The sequence below is a fragment of the Arcticibacter sp. MXS-1 genome, from assembly GCF_041902385.1.
Lineage (GTDB): Bacteria > Bacteroidota > Bacteroidia > Sphingobacteriales > Sphingobacteriaceae > Arcticibacter.
Genome location: NZ_CP169244.1, coordinates 2,483,770 through 2,506,687, shown reverse-complemented (window position 1 = coordinate 2,506,687; position 22,918 = coordinate 2,483,770). Strand labels below are relative to the sequence as shown.

Here is a 22,918-nt window from a genome sequence, read left to right as displayed (position 1 = left end):
AAAAGCTGATAAATTTGCTCAACCAGTTATATCAGAAGGACCAGTTAAATCAATTAAATTATTGTTTTATGAAAAAAGGATTACTAGTTATTTCGTTCGTTCTGGCGTGGTGCGTCGTCGCCTTCGCGCAGAATATTACCGTCAGGGGAACGGTTAAAGACCAGAAGGGAGAAGCCCTTCCCGGCGTGTCGGTCAAAGTAAAGGGCACGACACAAGGAACGTCGACGGGAGTTAACGGGGACTATACCTTGTCGGCTCCCGGAAATGCCACTTTAGTGGTGACTTATATCGGATTTAAGCCGCTGGAAGTAGCGGTAAACGGCCGGACTACAGTCAACGTTACGCTCGCGGAATCGAATCAACAGCTGGAAGAAGTTGTTGTTGTGGGATACGGAAGTCAGCGCAAAAAGGACATTACAGGTGCTGTTTCAACCGTGAAGGCGTCGGATTACGAGAACCGTCCGATTGTTAGCGCTGCTGCTGCGCTGCAAGGCCAGGCTGCAGGTGTGAACGTTACATCCCCTTCAGGAAAGCCCGGGAGTGCGCTTGCTATCAGTGTGAGAGGAAATACATCGCTCAATGCAAAGAACGGCCCGCTATACGTTGTAGACGGAATTATGGTTGAGAACATCGACTTTTTGAATCCCCAGGACATCGAAAGTTTCTCGGTGCTAAAGGACGCATCCTCCGCAGCCATCTATGGGTCCAGCGGGGCAAACGGCGTCGTTTTAATTACTACCAAAAAAGGCATGTCGGGTGTGTCAAAAATTAACGTCACTGCTTACACCGGCTTCTCTAACTTTCCAAAAAAAATTGATGTATTGAACAACTCGGAGTATCTGGCCTTGATGACCGAGATGGGATATACAGACCCGAATGCTGCTTCAACAGATTGGCAAGAAGAGGTATTTGGGACAGGGAAAGATCATAATCTGCAGCTGGCGGTATCAGGCGGCTCGGAAGGAAACCGATATTACGTTTCTGGTGGATACCAAAAACAAAAAGGGGTTGTGGCACCTGCTGATTACGACAGATATTCGATGAGGCTGAATCTTGACAACCAGCCTAAGAAATGGTTAGGTCTCTCAACGAACCTCGCCTTTAACAGATCAGAGTTTGTCGACGTCACCGACAATGCTGGTGTAGCAAGAGGCGGCACAATTCTATCGGCATTGACCTCTCCTCCTACTATCGGCGTATTCAACGCCGATGGAGTAACTTACACCTCAAACCCCAACAAAGGGGGCTGGGAAAACCCGGTAGCCGCAGCATTTGGACCCGATCAAAAGTCGATCGATAACAGAGTGCTCGGAAATATATCGGCTGACTTTAAAATTGGGAAAGGCCTTTCATTTAAATCTACCTTTGGAGGGGAGTATCAGGGCTCGCGCTGGGATTACTTCCTTGATCCCTACAAAACCGACTATGGCAGGGCGCAAAAGGGGCTGGGTAAATCTTCTTCAACCAGCCGATTTGTATGGCAATGGGACAATACCATCAACTATTCAAGGGTAATTGGGAAGCACAATATTCAGGCTCTCGCAGGCCACTCCGCGCAGGAATCTGACTATAAATACACTTACGATGAAGCGAGGGAGTACCCGAACGGGTATGTGAAGACCCTTAATGCTGCAAAGACAAAGGTATCTCAAAGTACCACTATGTCGCAATGGTCCAGGCGTTCCTTTATAGGACGAATCAACTACGCCTACAATGATACCTATCTTCTCACCACCAATGTCAGATACGACGGATCCTCTCGCTTTTCCGAAGACGAACGCTGGGGATGGTTTCCCTCCCTTAGCGCTGGCTGGAGAATCAATAATGAGCCATTCCTAAAGGAATCCGGTATATTCTACGATTTAAAGCTTAGAGCAGGCTGGGGAAAGACAGGGAATGACGGGATCGGTGATTACGACTACTTCGCGACCTTTACTCCGAACGGAACTGGCGGTTTTAACTTCAATAATCTTGCAAAACCTCTTACCTGGGAGAAAACAGATCAAACCAACGTGGGCTTGGATTTGAGCGTCCTGGGAGGCCGACTCGGAGCCAACCTCGACTACTACATCAAGAAAACGAAAGATTTACTGGTGGACATTGTTCCTCCGCAATCCTCCGGCTTCGGTGCCCAAAAGTACAATGTGGGCTCAATGGAGAATAAGGGGTTTGAAATTGCAATAAACGCAATACCCGTCGATCAGAAGTCATTCAGATGGGACATCAATGGCAACATCGCGTTCAACCGGAACAAAGTGACCGACCTGGGGCAGTACACGAACAATCTTTACTACGGCGAAGTGTATGAACGCGGAAACGTTATACGCGTAGAAAAAGGACAGCCTCTGGGTGCGTTTTACGGTTACATTTCAAAAGGCGTTGACCCTTCCACAGGAGATATCGTTTATGCCGATCTTGACAACAACGGTACCATCACAGCAGAGGACCGTACTTATATTGGAACAGCACAACCCGACTTTACCTACGCGTTAACAAACAATCTTCGTTATAAAAACCTGTCTTTAAGCATTTTCCTGCAGGGAGTCCAGGGTAACGACCTTTTCAATGCGTCACGCATGGAGCTTGAAGGATTGTATGATTCGAAGAACCAAAGCAAAGATGTGTTAAGACGTTGGACTCCGGATAACAGGAATACCGACATCCCAAGAGCAGCAAAAGGCAACACCGATAATGTCCGTGCTTCGTCCCGATTTGTGGAAGACGGCTCTTATTTGCGACTGAAATCAGTCACTTTGAATTATGCCCTTGGAAAAAGTCTCCTCAGGAGAACTGGTCTTGGCAGGGTCAACGTATACGTAACCGGTCAAAACCTTTTCACTATTACTAACTACAAAGGATTCGACCCTGAGGTGAGCGTAAATACGCCGAACGGTCCTGGGATGGGCATCGACTACGGCACTTACCCTCAATCGCGTACATTTATCTTCGGTGTAAACCTCGATTTTTAAGAATTACCAACATGAAAAAGACAACGTTACTTTATATATCGATGGGCCTTACGCTGCTAAGCTTTCAGGCCTGCAAAAAAGACTTCCTTCAGAAAAACCCCATTAGCAGTGCAGAAAACAATACAGCAGAAGCGTTGCTGCAGGGCGCATACGACAACATATACGACGAGTATTATACCATGGACTTCCTGGTTAATGCTGACGTGCGAGCGGACAACTGTTATGCGGGGGGAGACAATCCTGGCATGTTCAGTATTGACAAATTTCAGGTGAACTCTACAAATGAAATACTGAAAAGGGATTGGAGATATCTTTACACGGATATCAAGAACTGTAATATGGTGCTGGAATTTGTGCCAAAAGCGCAGGAACCAGGTTTAACCGAACAACGAAAAACCGAAATCCTGGGTGAAGCAGCAGCATTAAGAGCCTGGCATTATTTCAACTTGATACGTACCTGGAAAGAAGTGCCTATCGTAACAGCGGTACCAGCGCAGATCCCGGAGATGTTCACATCTAAACAGCCGGCAGAGGCCGTGTACAAGCAGATAATAACCGATCTGGAATTTGCGTTACCAAAAGTTAAAACGACAGCAGATAACAAAGGAATTATAACGAAAGGTGTTGTTTACGCTATGCTTGCCAAGGTCTATGCTCAACAACCTAATCCTGACTGGGCGAAAGTTGTGCAATACTGCAATGAGGTAGCAGGCTTGGGTTACGATCTTGTACCTGACTACGCTAGTCTGTTTCTCACGTCGGGAGAAAACAATAAGGAGTCGATTTGGGAAACTCAAAACGACGGAGTACTGCACCAGAATTGGATTACGGGGATGGTTACACCCTGGATGTGGGGAGACTGGAAAAAGTTTTCCATTCCTACCCACACTCTCGTAAAAGCATTCGAAGATGAAGGTGATATGGTGAGAAAGAATGCAAGTATTGCCTATGTTACTCCCTCATGGACCGATGACTACTGGGGAAAGCCGACGCCTGTTATCAACAAGTACCCGGATCCGGATGGCAAAAGTAACACATACAGGCTTAGATATGCTGACATACTGTTACTTAAGGCAGAGGCGCTGACAGAACTCAACCAGCTTGCGGATGCCGAAAATGGGGCACAGTTTTACTTGAATAAAGTAAGACAGCGGGTTGGACTAGCAAAGACTACCGCCACAACACAGGCGGCTTTACGCCTTGCTATCGAAAAAGAGCGGCAGTTAGAGCTAGCTTTTGAAGGCCACAGAATGTACGACCTGGTGCGTACCAACAGAGCGGTTGCCGTCATGAACGAACAGAAGGATGGAAGCAATACTCCCCTCAATTACAATGTGACAGCAGATAAACTCTATTTCCCGATTTCACAGGATGAAGTCGACGCCAATCCTAATATTAACAAATAAAAATACGTAAGCCGGGCTGGCCTGATGGGCGGCCTGGCTTACGATACTTCCTCATCCTTTCGCTTAACTATGAAGACCCTTTCCATGTCAGCTATAACCCGCCTCCTGATCTTTGCTTGCTTCATGCTTTCTGCCTCTTTCCTGTCGGCGTCGCCAAACGTTCCTGAAGAGAAATCAGGTCCTGAAGAAACGATCGCAAAAAGCCGTTCTATCGATTTGTGGCTAACCTCGCCAGACAAAACAGCATTGTTTGAGCGTCAAAAAGAGAGAGTAAGATTTTCAGCAGTTAAGGCAAAAGATAAAAAGACGCATTCTATCCGGATTGACGAAACCCAGTCCTTTCAGACGATGGACGGCTTTGGCTTCTCCCTGACAGGTGGAAGCGCTCTAAATATCTACCGGATGGAGAAGGGGCCCAGACTAGCGCTGCTGAAGGAGCTGTTTGGCACAGATGGCAAAAACATCGGTATTTCTTACCTCCGGATCAGCATCGGTGCATCTGACCTTGACGAAAAGCCCTTTTCGTATAATGACCTTCCCGAGGGAGAAACGGATCCGCAGCTTAAAAAGTTCAGCCTGGATCCCGACAGGAAGTACCTCATCCCGCTTTTAAAAGAGATCCTCGCTATTAATCCTGAAATCAAGATCCTCGGTTCGCCCTGGTCCCCTCCTGCATGGATGAAGACTAATAACCATACAAAAGGAGGCTCCTTAAAGCCTGAGTATTATCCTTCCTACGCTCAATATTTTGTAAAATACATTCAGGGGATGAAGGCCGAAGGGATTAAAATTGACGCGGTGACCGTGCAGAATGAGCCGCTTCACCCCGGCAATAATCCGAGTTTACTGATGCTTCCTGAAGCTCAGGCAGAGTTCGTGAAGAACCATCTTGGCCCTGCCTTTAAACAAGCCTCTTTGGATACGAAGATCATCATTTATGACCACAACGCAGACCGCCCCGACTACCCTATCTCTATCTTAAATGATCCGCAGGCGAAACAATATATAGACGGATCGGCATTCCATCTGTACGGAGGAAAGATTGAAGCGCTTTCTAAAGTACACGAAGCCCATCCTGATAAGAACCTGTACTTTACGGAGCAATGGATTGGCGCTCCCGGAAAGTTTGCTGAGGACATGAAGTGGCATGTTCGGGAACTTCTGGTAGGAGCCACACGGAACTGGTGTAAAACAGTTCTGGAATGGAACCTGGCTGCCGACCCGCAGCAGAAGCCGTATACCGACGGCGGCTGCAATGAATGCCTCGGGGCCGTCACGATAGATGGGAACTCTGTTACCAGGAACCCTGCTTATTATATTATCGCCCACGCTTCCAAGTTTGTACGTCCTGGTTCTGTTCGGATACAGTCCTCTGCCTCAGCAGAGCTTCCGAACGTAGCGTTCAAAACCGCACAGGGAAAAACTGTACTGATCGTTTTAAATAATAGCAACGCCGACCAGAAATTCAGGGTCGGCTATAGAGGTAAGGAAGCTTCTGCATCGTTAAGAGCCGGCGCAGTTGCGACTTTGGTTTGGTAAATGCTTAAATTGAAGTAAAGATGAAAAGACGCTGCCTCGGGCACTTCTCAAAGTTTATCCAACCTGCTGCAACGAGGATTGTCAGCTCGCCAGGCCGAACGACCTTGCAGCCGCCAGCATTCCTTAATCGGGATGGGAAATAACAGTAATAGTGCTAAATTTATCCGCTGACAAAATAAACTATCAGTTATGGATCAAAGGAAAGGGAGCTGAAACCCCAGCCTTCCCTACTCTATTACAACTTTTGTATTCTAGCTGAACAACCGATAAACCAATGATCAGAAGAAACACGTTCATTTTCCTTCTTGCCCTGGGCATCTCGACTGCTGCCTACTCTCAAACGCAGGACATCGACCGAAAAGTAGAAGCACTTCTCCAGAAGATGACACTGGAAGAGAAAGTCGGGCAACTGAACCAATACACCGGAGACTGGGAAGTAACAGGCCCGGTGACCAATTCGGGTAATAAGGTAGAGGATGTCAAAAAGGGCAAAATAGGATCTATGCTCAATGTACGCGGAGTAAAACATACCCGTGAATTACAGCAGGCGGCTATGCAGTCGCGCCTTAAGATCCCTCTGCTCTTTGGTCAGGATGTCATTCACGGTTATCGCGTAACATTTCCGATCCCCCTGGCGGAAGCAGCGAGCTGGGACCTGGAGGCGATAGAGAAATCTGCAAGAATAGCGGCAACTGAAGCCGCGTCCTCGGGCATTCACTGGACATTTGCTCCAATGGTTGACATTGCACGTGATCCGCGATGGGGCAGAGTGATGGAAGGCGCAGGAGAAGACACCTATCTTGGCTCGCTGATTGCAAAAGCCAGGGTAAAAGGATTTCAGGGCAAAGGCCTGGGCAACACCAATGCCGTGATGGCCTGCGCGAAGCATTTCGCCGCATACGGAGCGGCTATCGGTGGCCGTGATTACAACAGTGTGGATATGAGCCTGCGGACGTTGTGGGAAGTTTATCTTCCTCCTTTTAAAGCAGCCCTTGACGCCGGTGCAGCTACGTTCATGAACTCTTTCAATGACATTAACGGCATACCGGCTACCGGAAATAGTTATATACAGCGGGATATACTGAAAGGAAAGTGGGGATTCAAGGGCTTTGTGGTAAGCGACTGGGGATCGATTGGGGAAATGATCCAGCATGGCTATGTAAAGGATAATTACGAAGCGGCAGAAGCTGCCATAACAGCTGGCAGCGATATGGACATGGAAAGCAGGAGTTATATTAACCATCTTGTAAAGCTCGTAGGCGAGGGCAAAGTCAAACAGGAGTTGATTGATGATGCAGTGAGACGCATTCTGAGAAAAAAGTTTGAGCTGGGACTTTTTGACGACCCATATCGGTTCAGCAATGAAAAGCGTGAAAAGAAAACGCTGAATAAGCCGGAATTCTTACAAGCGGCCAGGGATGTTGCAAAGCGGAGTATCGTTTTGCTGAAGAACGAAGGCAGTGTTCTGCCTCTCTCTAAGGACCTGAAGTCGGTTGCTCTGATCGGCCCTCTGGTGAAAGCAGAAAAGGACATGCAGGGTTTCTGGTCCATCGACTGGGGAAAAGAGGATCATTTGGTCTCCCTGTACGAAGGGATGCAAAACCAGGCAGGCAAGACCAAACTGCTCTATGCAAAGGGCTGTCACGTGCAGGACACCTCCAGAGCGGGGTTTGCTGAAGCAGTCAGCACGGCGAAGGAAGCGGATGTAGTGGTTATGGCAATGGGCGAAAAATTCGACATGAGCGGGGAAGCAAAAAGCCGGTCAAACATTCATCTGCCGGGCATCCAGGAAGAACTGATTAAGGCGATACAGGCAACAGGAAAACCAGTCGTTGTATTGCTCATGGCTGGGAGACCGATGGTCTTTAACTGGACGGCAGACCATGTACCGGCCATCCTCTACACCTGGTGGCTGGGAAGTCAGGCCGGCAATGCAATTGCTGACGTTCTCTATGGGAACTACAATCCTTCTGCGAAGCTTCCTATGACCTTTCCCCGGTCTGAAGGACAGATCCCCATCTACTACAATTATCTGAACACCGGCCGCCCGGCGAAAGACGACACCGATATGAATTACCGGTCGGGTTATATTGACATGCAGAAAAGCCCGAAATACGCGTTCGGCTATGGCCTTAGCTATACTACATTTAGCTATAGCAATTTAAAACTCAGCCAAAAACAGATGGGCAAAAATGATAGCATTTCCATTTCATTCACTCTTACCAATAGCGGTAAACTTGCTGGTGAAGAAGTAGCTCAGCTATACCTTAGAGATGTTGTTGCAAAACCTGTACGGCCTGTAAAAGAACTTAAAGCATTTAAGAAAGTGATGCTTCAACCCGGCGAGAGCAGAACGATTTCCTTCACGATAGACAAAGAAAGCCTTTCATTCTATAACGACAATCTGGAAAAGATTACTCAGGCGGGTGAATTTGAGGTGATGATCGGAGGTTCATCAGACGCCATAAAGCTCGATGACAAGTTTGATCTGGTTGACTAGACGACAACAAGGGGCTGAGGCCCCTTTGTTATTTCATCGTGTCTTAAGCTAATTGCTTCTACCCCTAAGCCAGGCCCGTTCGGGCTTTCTCACTTCGGGATACTCTAAAACCTGCGGCCACTGGCATTCTCGGGTCCGGCTCATGCGGGAAGACGTTGGCGGCCGCGCCGATATGCCAGGCTTTGTCTCTTAAATTCTCTGTTTCATCGCGAAACCTTCCAATTTTCCCTAAAGTATAAAAACATTTCGGGGTATTTTGAAATTAAATAGGTGACAAAATTCAGATACCCTTGAGAAGATTCGGTACCCTCACTCTTAAAATTATTCTTTGGATTATCGGAATTATTATTTTCCTGGTACTCCTTGTCTTTGTGTTAATTCGCGTACCTGCTGTCCAGAACTGGGCACGCGGGAAAGCGGTAACTTACCTGGAAGGAAAGATTGGCACAAAGGTCGAAATAAACAGAATCAGCCTTGACCTGCCTAAACTTATCGTGCTGGAAGATATTTATTTCGAAGATCAGAAACGCGACACCTTGCTTGCCGGAGACCTGCTAAAGGTAGATGTCAGCTTATTAAAGCTCCTTGACAATCAGCTGGAAATTAACGAAGTTGACCTCAGAGGCATTACAGCCAACGTGCACAGGAACGCTGACAGCGTTTTCAATTTTGACTACATCGTAAAGGCTTTCGCTAGCGAGCAAAAAAAGAGCCAAAGCCGGAGGATACCACCTCTACGATGAAATTTTCAATCGACAAAGTAAATCTCGACCGGATCAGGCTGCGCTATTCAGACGTCCCCACGGCTAATAACATCAACTTCTACCTGGGGCATTTTGATACGAGGATCAAGGAGTTTGATCTCGACAGCATGCGCTTCAATGTCCCCAAAATTACGTTGTCAGGGATAGATGCCCGCGTAGTACAAGGGAAACCGGCAGTGGAGCCTAAACCGATGGCACAGCATGAAGCGGAAAGCTCCGAGCCGATGAATCTCGACTTTAAATTCGGTACCCTTGACCTGTCAAAGATTAAAGTCTATTACCAGAACGACGTATCTGCTATGAAAGCGGATGTTAACCTCGGACAGCTTACTGTTGAGTCTGACCAGCTCGATCTGAAGAATCAGCGGATCAGTTTAAATAATATAGACCTGAGCAATTCGAATATTCTCTTCCAACTTGGCCGCAAGGTTCAGGCAAAAGTGGTGGAACAAGAGGCCCAAAAAGCAGCGGAAGCAACTGCCAACAATTGGAAGCTTAACCTGAAAGACCTCAACCTCGAGAATAACAACATCAGGTTTGACAATTTCAATATGCCTGTCTTGAAGCGGGGAATGGACTTTGCTCACCTGAACATAAAAGATCTGAACCTCAATGGCGAAGACATCGTCTATGCGCTTGATACTATTTCCGGCAAGGTCAACTCCGGCAGCTTTAAAGAGAAAAGCGGTTTTGATCTTAGAAAATTCGAGACGGAATTCTTTTATGGAGCGAAAGAAGCTTATCTCAAAAATCTTGACATTGAAACATCTGTTACGCGCATCAGGGACAACATCCGGGTAACCTACCCCTCTATAGCAAGTATCTCCACAAATCTTGGTGAGCTGGGCATTGATGCAAACCTGAACGAAACAAGAATAGGCTTTAAAGATATCCTGATATTGGCCCCAGCCCTGGCGAATACGGTTCCACTGAAGGGTAATACCAATGCCGTTCTCAACATAAACGGCAGAATTAAAGGACAAGTAAAAAGCCTCGAGATACCCAACCTCGAAATCTCTGGTCTCGGGGGGACAAGGATCAAAGCGTCAGCCAGAACGCGAGGGCTGCCCGATATGAACAAGGGCTGGCTAGACATTAAGATAGACAACTTCAGCACCCGTCGTTCAGACATTATGGCCCTGCTGCCGAGGGGTACTGTCCCTCCCAACATCAGTATACCTGATGCTCTTAACTTGCGGGGCACCTTCACGGGCAGTATGAATAATTTCAATACCGATCTGAATTTAAACAGCAGTTACGGAAGTTTGAGGACCATTGCCTCTTATGACGCACGCATCAAGGGAAAAGAGCGATATAAAGCTAATGTACGCCTTTTCAACCTGAACGCGGGGCGCTTTATTAAAAACGACAGCATAGGCAAAATAACACTTGTAGCGAACGTGGTTGGCGAAGGGATCAACCCGAAAACCATGCGTGCGCGGGCAGTAGCAAAACTGATCAGGGCCGATTTTAACGGGTACACCTACCGGAACCTGAATGTTGATGGCACGGCTGGGCGGGGAACTATCGTGGCCAAGGCAAACATGTCAGATCCTAATCTCGATTTCGACCTGAATGCAAATGCAGATATGAGGAAGAAATACCCTGCGGTGAAACTGAATCTGAACGTAGACAGCGTGAACATGCAGCGGCTCAACCTGATGAAGGATGACCTTCGTTTTCACGGTAAACTGGTGGCGGACCTGGCAACTGCAGATCCTGATTATCTTAACGGGAGTGTTATATTGAGCAATGCGCTTCTGGCCCGGGAAGACGACCGCTTTACAATGGACACGATTTCCATTGTGTCGACTGCAAACGCAGACAGCAACACTTTGAAATTACGTTCAGAGATCATGTCGGCCAACTTACGCGGAAAATATAAACTTACCCAGATGGGTGCAGCTCTTCAGGGTCTGATCGGTAAATACTTCTCCACGGGCACAAAATTGAAAACAGCAAAGTATGCTCCCCAGCAATTGACGTTTGACGCACGGGTTGTGAATGCCCCCATCTTTCAACACTTTGCGCCCGACCTGAAAGAGCTGGCCACCATTACGCTGAATGGAAACTTCGACAGCAGGGCGGGCACTCTCAATGTGAACGGCTCCATTCCGAGAATTTTATACGGCACCAACGACGTTAATAATTTACAGCTAAAGATTAATACTGCAGACAGTGCCCTGGTTTATGCGTTGACGGTTGCTCGTCTGAACGCCGGACAATTCCAGCTTCTATCTACAGCAATAAAGGGGGATCTTCAAAATAACACCCTCAGAACAGACATCAGCACACGAGATAAGGATAATAAGCAGAACTATCGCATCGCAGGCGCATTAAAAGCGCTGCAGGATGCTTATCAGTTTAGCTTGAACCCCAATGGACTGGTTCTGAATTATGCCAATTGGAGCGTGAGCCCCGACAACGCCCTTCAGTTTGGAAGCAAAGGAATTCAGGCGACTAACTTTGTGCTGTCAAACGCCAATCAAAAGCTTAGCCTTAACACCAATCCTCCCGGTGCGAACAATCCCCTGCTTGTGGACTTCACCAACTTTAAGATTGAGACACTTACTAACATAGCTAAGCAAGATTCTTTACTGATTGGTGGTACGATTAACGGGAACGCACGGGTTAGCAATTTTCAGTCGTCCCCTGTTTTTACGTCGGATCTGACAATAAGAGATTTTAACTTCCGGGGCGACACGGTAGGTAATATAGCAGTGAAGGTCAACAACGAACAGGCGAACACCTTTGCTGCTAACGTAGGAATTACAGGACAGGGGAACGAGGTGAATTTATCGGGTTACTATTATACGAACAACAGCAGCTTTGACCTCGACCTTGACATCGCCAAGCTCAACATGAAGAGCATCGAAGGCTTTACCATGGGGAACCTGAAAAATGCAAAAGGGAACCTGGAAGGCAAGCTGGATATCACCGGGACAACCACTGCTCCCGTTATTCGTGGCGGTATAGACTTTAATGATGTGGCCTTCACGGTCAGCATGCTTAATTCCTATTTCCGGATCCAGGATGACGCGAGGATCAGTTTTAACAGTGAAGGAATCAGGATGAGCGATTTTGCCCTCATAGACTCCGCAAATAACAAGTTATCCCTTAACGGGACGGTATACACTAAAACCTTCACAGATTACCGTTTCAACCTTAACTTGAACGCCGACAACTTCAGAGTGCTTAACTCTTCGGCTACGGATAACGACTTGTATTACGGCCGGCTCTTTATAAATACCCGGCTAAATATTAAAGGAACACCTACAGCTCCGGCAGTAGACGGAAGCTTAAAGATTAATCCGGAGACGAATTTAACGCTGGTCTTACCCGCCAGCGACCCTGCAATTGAAGACCGGGAGGGGATAGTGGAATTTGTAGACAAGGATAACCCTAAGCTTGCAAAGGTGTTTAAGAACCCGGCAGACACACTGAAGAAATCCGCATTGACAGGGATGGACATATCAGTAAACATTGAGCTCGATAAGGATGCCGTCATGAACGTCATTGTTGATCCAGCGAACGGCGACATGCTGACGATGCGAGGTGCAGCTCAGTTAAACGGAGGGATAGACCCCAGCGGAAAAGTAAGCCTGACAGGTAATCTTACATTGGAAGAGGGCTCCTACAACCTCTCGTTCAACTTCCTGAGGCGTAAATTCGACATAAAAAAAGGAAGTACATTGTCGTGGAGCGGCGATCCGCTGCTGGCTGATATAGATGTCACTGCCATATACGTTGCAGAAACGGCGCCTATAGACCTGGTAGAAGCGCAGCTCGGTGATGTACCTCAAACCACTTTAAACACTTACAAGCAAAAGCTGCCCTTTAATGTGAACCTGTCACTCAAGGGAGAACTGATGAAACCTACAATTACGTTTGACATCATTCTTCCGGAGGACAACTACAACGTTTCATCAGATATCGTAAATAATGTTAACGGCCGCCTCACCCAGTTAAGGAATGAACCGACGGAACTGAACAAGCAAGTCTTCGCACTGCTCCTTCTGAACCGGTTTATCTCTGAGAATCCCTTTGCAAGCAGTGCTGGAGGAGGAGGAGGATTAGAATCGACAGCCCGGCAAAGTGTGAGCCGGCTTCTTTCGGATCAGCTGAACAACCTCGCGGGAGACCTCATCGGCGGAGTGCAGCTTGAGTTCGACCTGCAGTCAACAGAAGATTATACTACCGGGCAAATGGAAAACCGGACGGATCTCAACGTCGGACTCTCCAAACGACTGCTGAATGACCGCCTGAAGGTGACAGTAGGCAGCAACTTCGAACTGGAAGGACCGCGTCAGCAAAACAGAAAGACCAACAATATTGCCGGTGATATTCAGGCTGAATACCAGCTGTCAAAGAACGGGCGGTACCTGCTGAGGGCATATCAAAAGAATGAGTACCAGGTTGCCTTGCAGGGCCAGGTGATTGAAACAGGAGTTGGATTCGTAGTCACTATGGATTACAATAAATTCAAAGAAATATTCGGAGCAAGATCGGAAGAGGAAAAAAGACGCCGTCGCGAACAAAAATCCGCTAAAGAAACTACTACAGAGAAATGATCAAGAAAAAGATAAATTGTTTTCTATCCCTCATACTTGTACTGCTGTCAGCATGCAACGTCACTAAAAATGTACCTGAACGCGACTATCTTTATACCGGCGGGAAAGTGAAGATAGACAATAAAGATGTCAAGAAAAAGCAAAGAAAAGCACTAGAGGCCGACCTTACAAGTCTGCTCCGTCCCCGTCCGAACAGTTCTATTCTCGGACTCCGGCCCAAGCTGTGGATATATAACATCACGAAAGACGCTAAAAAAGGACCGAAGAAATGGATCAAAAAATGGGGTGAGCCCCCTGTCCTCTTCAGTTCTGTTAAGGTGGACTACAACCGCGACCTTATTGTAAACAGACTTGAAAACCGAGGCTTTTTCAGGGCGATGAGCACTTCAGACACGACCATAAGAGGGAAAAAAGCTTCATTAACCTACCACGCAATAACCGGCCCTCAGTACATGATCAGCAGTGTAAAGTTTAATACTGACAGTACTGATATTGGAAAGGCTGTTTCTGCCACTGCAGACCAGTCGCTGCTAAAAGCAGGAGACAGCTACAACCTCGACCTCATAAAATCAGAACGCGAACGTATTGACACACGTTTGAAAGAGCAGGGGTTCTATTATTTCAGTCCGGAAAACCTTTTAGTCGAAGTAGACAGCACGAACGGAGGGACCCATAAGGTAGATCTTTATATGAATGTCAAAGCCTCCACTGCAGAGGAAGCTAAAGACATCTACAAGATTAACAACATCTATATATATCCTAATTTCAGACCGACGGATACCTTGAAGGGCCGCACTCCAAATGCACTGAAGTACAAAGACTTTTATGTAATAGAACGAAAAAGAACTTTTCGTCCACAGGTTTTTGAAAGAACTATGTTTTTCAATCAGGGGGACGTCTACAACCGGACTGATCACAATCTGTCTTTGAGCCGGCTCACCAGCCTGGGAACATTTAAATTTGTAAAGAACAGGTTTGAACAGCCCGACTCAAGTCGTGCTCTGCTAGACGCCTACTATTACCTCACACCATATCCAAAGAAATCGATCAGGGCCGAGATCACCGGCAGGACAAACTCTGCAAACTTTACCGGTTCGGAGTTTACACTGAGCTGGCGGAACAGGAACACCTTTAAGGGGGCCGAATTACTTACCGTGTCTGCTTACATTGGTACAGATGTCCAGGTGTCAGGAAATAACAGCGGAAACAACATCATGAGGTACGGTGCAGAGGCATCGCTCAACATCCCCCGCTTTATAACGCCCTTCAGGGTGAATTCAAGCAGCGCATTTATTCCCCGTACGCGTGTAACACTAGGGTATGACTTTATGAACCGCCAGGATAGCTACACACTGAGATCCTTCAGGACCTCCTTTGGCTACGTATGGAAGGAGAACATTGAAAAAGAGCATCAGCTAACCGTACTGGGAGTGAACTACGTGCATGCATCGAAGGTGACGCCCCGGTACGCCTCACTCGCCAGAATTAACCCCACCTATCGCAATGCGATTGCAGACCAGTTCACCTTCGGTCCGATCTACAACTTCAACTACACCAATACGCAGAAAACGTACAAAAAGAATACGTACTATCTCAATGCCAATCTCGATCTTTCCGGCAACCTACTTGGTATCATACAAGGAGCAGGGGGAGACGACCGGAAAAAATTGTTTGGCAGAGAGTACTCGCAATACATCCGCACCGAACTCGACTTCAGATATTACCGCAAGTTGGGTTCCTTATCACAATGGGCTAATCGGCTTATTCTTGGCTATGGATATGCTTACGGCAACTCCAGGTCGCTGCCTTATGTGAAACAATTCTTCATAGGTGGTACAAACAGCATCAGAGCTTTCCGCGCGAGGACCCTTGGTCCCGGCATCTATCGGGATCCGGCTCTCGACAACCGGGACCGGAGCAACACGCTGATTGCGGACCAGTCAGGGGATATCAAACTCGAGATGAATACCGAATACCGACCGAAGCTCTTTAGCATTGTCAGAGGAGCATTATTTGTTGACGCAGGTAATATCTGGCTGCTGAACGAAGACATTGACCAGGAGAACCCTGCCAATATGGAGGGCCGGAGGTTTGGTTCTAAGTTCAGCAAGAACTTTATGAAAGAGCTGGCAGTAGGTACCGGAGCAGGTATACGAATCGACGCTTCGATTCTTGTACTTCGGCTCGACGTTGCATTTCCCCTTCGCAAGCCCTGGCTTCCTGAAGGCGACCGCTGGGTGATTAAAGACATCGACTTTGGTAATCGCTCCTGGCGAAAGGAAAACCTGGTATACAACCTCGCCATTGGTTATCCATTCTAGCCTTTTTAATGTTCGGGTATGAATCATGACGCTATCGGCGTTGTGATTCATACCCCTTTCTATTTCCCTGAAACGCCGGCCTCCGGCAGTCCGCCTTTCAGGCCACAACAAGTTGCGCCAAATGAAGAACCGTCCAAATTTCAGTCACCGGTACTTCAGCATCCAGACATTTCTGAATCGCATCGTCAAGCATTTGCTCTTCCATCTTTTAGTCATTTACTATAAATACAGGCAGTCCCCCTTCTACCCCTACGTAATAAGAATAATAATTGCCGCCAGAAAAAATCAAAGCTTCCCCCAAAAAGCACGCATCATTGCGGGCAGGAAGCCCCGCTAAAGAGAGTCTGCCTCTTTCGTCCTTGCCCAACCCGGAAGAAAAGCGCCTTTGAGGCAAGACTCATTGTGCCTAAAGGTTGTTACAAATGGAAAAAGAATTTTATTAATACCGCGTTTTTTCTATATTGCGCGCATAATAAACACTTTTAAACCATAATAATATAATGAAAGTTACAGTAGTTGGAGCAGGTGCCGTAGGTGCTACCTGCGCTGATAATATCGCCAGAAAAGAGCTTGCTCAGGAACTTGTTTTATTAGATATCAGAGAAGGATTTGCGGAAGGTAAGGCTATCGATATGATGCAAACCTCTGCTCTCCTCAACTTCGACACCAAAGTAAAGGGTGTTACTAATGACTACGCAAGTACAGCAGGTTCTGATGTTGTTGTGATCACTTCGGGTTTACCACGTAAACCGGGCATGACCAGAGAAGAGCTGATTGGCACTAACGCAGGCATTGTCAAGTCCGTTACTGAGAACATTCTGAAACACTCACCTGACACGATCATCATCGTTGTATCGAATCCAATGGATACAATGACTTATCTTACACTTAAAACATCCGGACTTGCTAAAAACAAGATCATTGGAATGGGCGGTGCTTTAGACTCTTCCCGGTTCAAATATTATCTGAGCCAGGAGCTGGGATGCTCTCCCGCAGATCTTAATGCAATGGTAATCGGAGGCCACGGCGACACCACTATGATTCCGCTGATTAAGCATGCTACATGGAACGGCGTGCCTGTAACTCAATTCCTGAGCAAAGAAAAGCAGGATGAGATCGTTGCTGCTACCATGGTTGGAGGCGCTACCCTTACAAAACTGATCGGAACTTCAGCCTGGTATGCTCCGGGTGCCGGAACTGCTATGCTAGTAGAAAGCATCTTACGTGATGAGAAAAAACTGGTACCTTGCTGTGTAGCTCTTGACGGAGAATACGGACAAAGCGATATCGCCATTGGAGTACCTGTGGTACTGGGTAAGAATGGATGGGAAAAAATTGTGGACGTTAAATTAAGCGAAGAGGAACAGCAAGCGTTTGCAAAGAGCGCAGAAGCTGTCCGCAGCATGAATAGCGTGCTCGAGCTGGCGTAAATCGCTTAAAGGATCTGAATGATAGAAATACCTTTAGAAATTTTAAATCTGCACGACGACGGCTTCCACCCTCTGGTGGAAGTCGTCGCTTTTAATAGGGTATTCAAAGCTGTGGTTGATACCGGAGCTTCACGTACCGTTTTTGATAAGTCTACCGTTGAGGCCTATGTTGATGCAGAAACCCTTCTTTTGAGCGACAAATTATCAGCAGGGCTTGGAACAAACACGATGGAAAGCTATACCTTGTCCGTGCCCGAATTTTCAATCGGAAATCTGATGATACGAGATTTTGATGTCGCCATACTCGATCTTTCCACTATTAACATCGCCTATGAGAAGCTTGAAATGACGCCTGTAGTGGGAGTGATCGGAGGAGACATCCTCATGAAACACGCCGCCATCATAGACTATTCCCAGGGTAAATTATTCTTCGCGATCGCATAAGCGGCACAGGCCTGCTTTTTGCTGCAGCTTATAACACCACCTATAACAGATGAAGAAGGACATTAAGAATGATCAGGATATCAAGCTGCTCGTGGACAGCTTTTATTTAAGGGTAAGAGAAGATGCCCTTATTGGCTATATCTTTAATGACGTAGCAAAAGTGAACTGGGAATCGCACTTACCTAAGATGTATGACTTCTGGGAAACGGTTCTCTTTGGAGAAAGGGGATTTAAGGGAAACCCGATGGACGTCCATTTCAAACTCAACAGCATCTACCCTTTAACAGGGGAACATTTTAATCGGTGGAAAGCGCTGTTCTTTGCTACAGTTGACGATCTGTTCGCAGGAGAGACAGCAGAGCAGGCAAAGCAGAAAGCCTCTTCTATCGCCGATCTCATGCTCTTCAAGATCGAAGGCAAGCTAATAAGACGTTCCTGAGCTGCGCTCTGAAATACATTTGCATCCCGAAAGGGAAAAGCCCGGGTGGCGGAATTGGTAGACGATTGTGCCGGTTAGAACGGAGATGAAAGCTGACTGAAATATCTTGTAGTCTGTAAAAGGCAAATAAGGTTCCATTCGGGGATGAAAGTTAGATGAATGTTCCTTGTAGCCACTTAAACTTAGCGAACCGATCTCACTGATGCCTTCAAAAAGCAATTAACCGCCCTCAATAAAACAAATACACTTTCATAAAAAAAGGCCGGGGAGCTCCCCAGCCTGAATGTATAAATTCAAATATCCACGAATTAAGCGTCGATACGAGCATATTTCGCGTTTCGCTCGATAAAATCACGACGAGGAGCAACTTCGTCGCCCATCAACATGGAGAAGATATGATCGCACTGAGCTGCATTTTCTATCGTAGCCCTGCGCATAAGCCTTGTATCTGGGTTCATTGTAGTGTCCCAGAGCTGCTCTGCGTTCATCTCTCCCAACCCTTTATATCGCTGGATGTGTACACTATCTTCTTTACCCGCACCCTTTAATTTCTGAACGGCAGCGTCGCGCTGCTCGTCATTCCAGGCGTAGATCTGATCTTTTCCCTTCTTTACCAGGTATAGCGGAGGCGAAGCAATATAAACATATCCGTACTCGATCAACTCCTTCATATAACGGAAAAAGAAGGTAAGAATAAGGGTTGTAATATGCGAACCATCCACGTCAGCATCCGTCATGATTACGATCTTGTGATACCGCAATTTTTCAAGGTTAAGCGCCTTGTCATCATCTGCCGTGCCTATACTTACTCCCAACGCAGTAAAGATATTCTTGATCTCTTCATTCTCATAGATCTTATGTTCCATCGCTTTCTCCACGTTGAGGATTTTACCCCTTAGCGGAAGAATAGCCTGAAAGTGCCGGTTACGTCCCTGCTTGGCAGTACCCCCTGCAGAATCCCCTTCGACCAGGAACAGCTCACATTTTTCAGGGTCTTTATCAGAGCAGTCGGCCAGCTTACCGGGCAAGCCAGAGCCGCCCATTACTGTCTTCCGCTGCACCATTTCCCTTGCCTTCCTCGCTGCAGCACGTGCTGTAGCAGCAAGAACCACCTTATTAACGATCAGCCGGGCTTCCTTCGGATTCTCCTCCAGGTAGTTGCCTAATATTTCACCGACTGCGACATCAACAGCCCCGATCACTTCGTTGTTTCCAAGCTTGGTCTTGGTCTGCCCCTCAAACTGCGGTTCCTGAACCTTTACAGATATGACAGCTGTCAGGCCTTCCCTAAAGTCGTCACCCGAAATTTCAACCTTTACGTTCTTTAACAAGCCCGACTTCTCGGCGTAGGCCTTTAGCGTTCTAGTCAGCCCTCGTCTGAAGCCAGCCACATGCGTCCCCCCTTCGATCGTGTTAATGTTATTGACGTAGGAATGCACATTCTCAGAATAGGTTTCGTTATACTGCAAAGCAAGCTCCACCGGGATACCCTGCTTGGTTCCCTCCACATAGATAGGGTCGGGAATAAGCGGTGTTCTTGTTCCGTCCAGGTACTTTACGAACTCCCTGAGCCCCCCTTCTGAATAAAACTCCTCCTGGAGGAAGCTTCCGCTCTCCACCACTTCTCTTTCATCTGTAAGTGTCAGCCTGATCCCCTTATTCAAAAAGGCAAGTTCGCGAAGCCGGATAGCCAGCGTGTCGTATTTGTATTCCGTGGTGAGCTGAAATATTTCGGGATCAGGAAGAAAAGTCTGAATGGTTCCGGTTCGGTTTGTCTCACCTACCACCTTTACAGGATAAAGCGGCTTCCCTCTTTCATACTCCTGCTGGAACACCTGCCCTTCTCTGTGAACTACAGTGGTCAGATGTACAGAAAGCGCATTCACACACGAAACCCCTACACCGTGAAGACCTCCCGAGACCTTGTATGTATCTTTATCGAACTTCCCGCCAGCATGCAGGACGGTCATTACCACTTCCAGCGCCGACTTCTTTTCCTTTGGATGCATCCCCGTGGGGATACCACGCCCATTATCTTCTACCGTTATTGAGTTGTCCTTATGGATGGTAACTTTAATATCCGTACAATACCCTGCGAGGGCCTCATCAATCGAGTTATCCACCACCTCATAAACAAGGTGATGCAATCCTTTAACCCCCACATCTCCGATATACATCGCAGGACGTTTCCGCACTGCTTCCAGGCCTTCTAATACCTGTATGTTCTCTGCCGAATAAGTATTCTTATTTTTTTGTTCTTCGCTCATAGTTTAGTTAAAAACATAGCTTCAAATTTAACGATTTTTAGCCGTATTTCCGTCATTCTGTGGAGAAAAAGCGACGTTTCCGGTGTTTTTTATCCTCTCTTTCACGGGCTAAATGTGCGATACGGAGGCGTCCTGTAACAGGGCTTGAATACTTGCGGCGAAAGCTTATATTTGCGTAGTTTTATTTCCGGAAAAACATTCATGAGCTGTGCCCCACAAAGGGGGATGAAAGTTAGATGAATGTTCTTTGTGGTCATTAAAAAACAAATAGACTTTCACAAAAATTATTACATGAAAATATCCTTCAAGACAATTTCACAACTTACTGCAGCTGCTGCTATTGCGGCTGTAATGGTTTCCTGCGGCAATAAGGAACAGGCGAAAAGCGGCGCACCTGCTGCTGCTTCAACAAGCGGATCAGCCAGCAGTGAGCAAAAGATCGTGTTCGTAAATTCAGACTCACTTGTGGCAAATTATGATTACTTTAAAGATATCAGGAACAAGCTTGAAGTGAAGTCGAAAAAAGCACAGCAGGACCTGACCAGCAAAGGCAATGCCTTCCAGCGGGAGGTAAGCGAGTACCAGCAAAAAGCGAAAGATATGAGTGCGGATGAACGTGCTTCTACCGAGCAACGCTTAGCCAGAAAACAACAGGAACTGGCTGCCTTTAACCAGAACGCCAGCTCTGCGCTCGCCAATGAGTCGGCATCGGAGAACGAAAAATTGTATGATAAGGTTGCCGAGTACCTAAAGACGTATGCAAAAGATAAAGGCTATAAGATGGTGCTGACCTATTCAAAAAGCAATCCATCTCTGCTTTTTGCAGATGAGAGCCTTGACGTGACCAAAGACGTATTAAAAGGGCTGAATGAAGCTTACGGAAAAGAAAAGAAATAAGCAAACGCCTCTGAGCGAGGACAGACATGAAGAAAGGCTGCAGCAATCTGCAGCCTTTCTTCTTTAAAAGCAATCAAAACGAAGAACAACATGCAAAGTGACAAGACGCCTCAGGGGCATGAGGACTACATGCGGCTGGCCATCGCGTTATCTCAGAAGAACGTGGAGCAAGGCGGAGGCGGTCCATTTGGTGCAGTAATCGTAAAAGACGGAGAAATAATAGCACAATCTTCAAATGCAGTAACGTCGAGCAACGATCCTACTGCGCATGCAGAAGTGTCTGCAATCAGACTGGCAGCAAAAGCGCTCAATTCTTTCGATCTGAGTGGCTGTGTCATCTATACGAGCTGCGAGCCTTGTCCAATGTGTCTGGGCGCGATTTACTGGTCAAGAATATCGAAAATCTTCTTCGCAAATACACGTGAAGATGCAGAGGCAATAGGCTTTGACGACAAGCTGATATATGAAGAAATTAACCGTCCGATGAGTGAAAGACAATTGCCCGCCGAACAAGTGCTTCATAGCGAAGCGCTGGAGGTGTTCCAAAGCTGGAAACAAGAAACGAACAAGACGCACTATTAATCTTCATCGTCCCAAAAGCCTGAACCTGGAGTTTCGCCCTCCAGAAGGTCATCTATTTCGCGGCGGTCTCGTTTAGTGGGACGCCCGGCCCCTCTATCGCGCACAAGAGCTGGAGCGTGAAAGGCCGACTTGAAGCGATAGGTCTCTTCCTCCGGTGTAATATCCTCATAAAAATTCACTGCAGTTTTTGCATCTGTCCGGTTATAGGAGAACCCCGTCACCCGTATTTGCTTCCTTTCAATCCCCTTCGACACATGATATACCTCCCCGACTTTAACCTCATAAGACGGTTTTATGTTCTGACCGTTTAGCTTCACCCGACCCGCTTTGCACGCTTCTGTTGCCAGCGTTCGCGTCTTAAACACCCTGATCGCCCATAGGTACTTATCAATCCTCAACTTTTCTTTTTCAGCCATACCTGCAAAGATCGAAAATTATAGATCAATGAAACGAACACGAAACAAAATTAGATTTCCAAAGAGCTTTTCTTCCCTGGCTTAAGTTTAGTCGCTTCATTACTAAGTCACTACGCCGCCTCCGCCATTAGGTTTAAGTCTAATCAGCTCCGGTACTAGTTACTTTTGCCCTCCCTTCACGTCGGCTTTCGGCGTATGGCTCCGATATAACGCCTGGCCTTAGAAATCGCATCCTGTATATTATACAGGATGGTGCCGCCCGCCAACTCCGGGTCGGGCTTCTCGCCGAAAGTCACCAATACGCCCAAACTTTTACCGGCAGGATTAAAGAAAAGAATGTCGCATTTGTTACGGACCCGCTTAAATAACCAGC

At 47.0% G+C, this 22,918-nt stretch carries 15 protein-coding genes; 13 read left to right on the top strand and 2 right to left on the bottom strand.

Annotated features, from left to right (window positions below):
* Nucleotides 1-68: 68 nt before the first annotated feature.
* From ACES2C_RS10865 to ACES2C_RS10815, 11 genes are all read left to right on the top strand, one after another.
* On the top strand, nt 69-2,969 hold the full coding sequence (locus ACES2C_RS10865) for a SusC/RagA family TonB-linked outer membrane protein (protein WP_374163134.1): 2,901 nt from the start codon (nt 69-71) through the stop codon (nt 2,967-2,969).
* Nucleotides 2,970-2,980: 11 nt separating this feature from the next.
* Entirely contained in the window at nt 2,981-4,375 is a 1,395-nt protein-coding gene (locus ACES2C_RS10860) for a RagB/SusD family nutrient uptake outer membrane protein (RefSeq protein ID WP_374163133.1), read from the top strand.
* A gap of 84 nt (nt 4,376-4,459) precedes the next feature.
* The gene (locus ACES2C_RS10855; RefSeq protein ID WP_374163132.1) at nt 4,460-5,914 is read left to right on the top strand and encodes a glycoside hydrolase family 30 beta sandwich domain-containing protein; all 1,455 of its coding nucleotides are present in this window, start codon (nt 4,460-4,462) and stop codon (nt 5,912-5,914) included.
* Between the two features lie 274 nt (nt 5,915-6,188).
* Nucleotides 6,189-8,414 carry a glycoside hydrolase family 3 N-terminal domain-containing protein gene (locus ACES2C_RS10850; protein WP_374163131.1) on the top strand — a complete coding sequence of 742 codons (2,226 nt, stop codon included), beginning with the start codon at nt 6,189-6,191 and terminating at the stop codon, nt 8,412-8,414.
* Between the two features lie 290 nt (nt 8,415-8,704).
* The gene (locus tag ACES2C_RS10845; protein ID WP_374163130.1) at nt 8,705-9,157 is read left to right on the top strand and encodes an AsmA family protein; all 453 of its coding nucleotides are present in this window, start codon (nt 8,705-8,707) and stop codon (nt 9,155-9,157) included.
* Nucleotides 9,154-13,749, top strand: coding sequence for a translocation/assembly module TamB domain-containing protein (locus tag ACES2C_RS10840; RefSeq protein ID WP_374163129.1), 4,596 nt, complete (start codon nt 9,154-9,156; stop codon nt 13,747-13,749). The genes ACES2C_RS10845 and ACES2C_RS10840 overlap by 4 nt, the downstream gene beginning before the upstream one ends.
* The gene (locus tag ACES2C_RS10835) at nt 13,746-16,070 is read left to right on the top strand and encodes a BamA/TamA family outer membrane protein (protein ID WP_374163128.1); all 2,325 of its coding nucleotides are present in this window, start codon (nt 13,746-13,748) and stop codon (nt 16,068-16,070) included. Before ACES2C_RS10840 ends, ACES2C_RS10835 begins: the two co-directional genes overlap by 4 nt.
* A 121-nt stretch (nt 16,071-16,191) precedes the next feature.
* On the top strand, nt 16,192-16,407 hold the full coding sequence (locus tag ACES2C_RS10830) for a hypothetical protein (protein WP_374163127.1): 216 nt from the start codon (nt 16,192-16,194) through the stop codon (nt 16,405-16,407).
* A gap of 163 nt (nt 16,408-16,570) precedes the next feature.
* Nucleotides 16,571-17,500, top strand: a complete 930-nt coding sequence (gene mdh / locus ACES2C_RS10825; RefSeq protein ID WP_374163126.1) for a malate dehydrogenase — start codon at nt 16,571-16,573, stop codon at nt 17,498-17,500.
* 18 nt (nt 17,501-17,518) lie between these two features.
* Nucleotides 17,519-17,944: an aspartyl protease family protein gene (locus ACES2C_RS10820; RefSeq protein ID WP_374163125.1), complete on the top strand. Its 426-nt coding sequence runs from the start codon at nt 17,519-17,521 to the stop codon at nt 17,942-17,944.
* Between the two features lie 49 nt (nt 17,945-17,993).
* Entirely contained in the window at nt 17,994-18,383 is a 390-nt protein-coding gene (locus tag ACES2C_RS10815; RefSeq protein WP_374163124.1) for a group III truncated hemoglobin, read from the top strand.
* 308 nt (nt 18,384-18,691) lie between these two features.
* On the opposite strand, the gene gyrB is transcribed toward ACES2C_RS10815, so the two are convergent.
* On the bottom strand, nt 18,692-20,650 hold the full coding sequence (gene gyrB, locus ACES2C_RS10810) for a DNA topoisomerase (ATP-hydrolyzing) subunit B (RefSeq protein WP_374163123.1): 1,959 nt from the start codon (nt 20,648-20,650) through the stop codon (nt 18,692-18,694).
* Nucleotides 20,651-20,941: 291 nt separating this feature from the next.
* Here gyrB and ACES2C_RS10805 point away from each other — a divergent pair, with 291 nt between their 5' ends.
* Both ACES2C_RS10805 and ACES2C_RS10800 read left to right on the top strand, forming a co-directional pair.
* Nucleotides 20,942-21,547: an OmpH family outer membrane protein gene (locus ACES2C_RS10805; protein ID WP_374163122.1), complete on the top strand. Its 606-nt coding sequence runs from the start codon at nt 20,942-20,944 to the stop codon at nt 21,545-21,547.
* Nucleotides 21,548-21,637: 90 nt separating this feature from the next.
* Nucleotides 21,638-22,129 carry a nucleoside deaminase gene (locus ACES2C_RS10800; protein WP_374163121.1) on the top strand — a complete coding sequence of 164 codons (492 nt, stop codon included), beginning with the start codon at nt 21,638-21,640 and terminating at the stop codon, nt 22,127-22,129.
* Here ACES2C_RS10800 and ACES2C_RS10795 read toward each other — a convergent pair.
* Nucleotides 22,126-22,545: an RNA-binding S4 domain-containing protein gene (locus ACES2C_RS10795; RefSeq protein ID WP_374163120.1), complete on the bottom strand. Its 420-nt coding sequence runs from the start codon at nt 22,543-22,545 to the stop codon at nt 22,126-22,128. The two genes, ACES2C_RS10800 and ACES2C_RS10795, sit on opposite strands and share 4 nt — an antisense overlap.
* Nucleotides 22,546-22,918 lie beyond the last annotated feature (373 nt).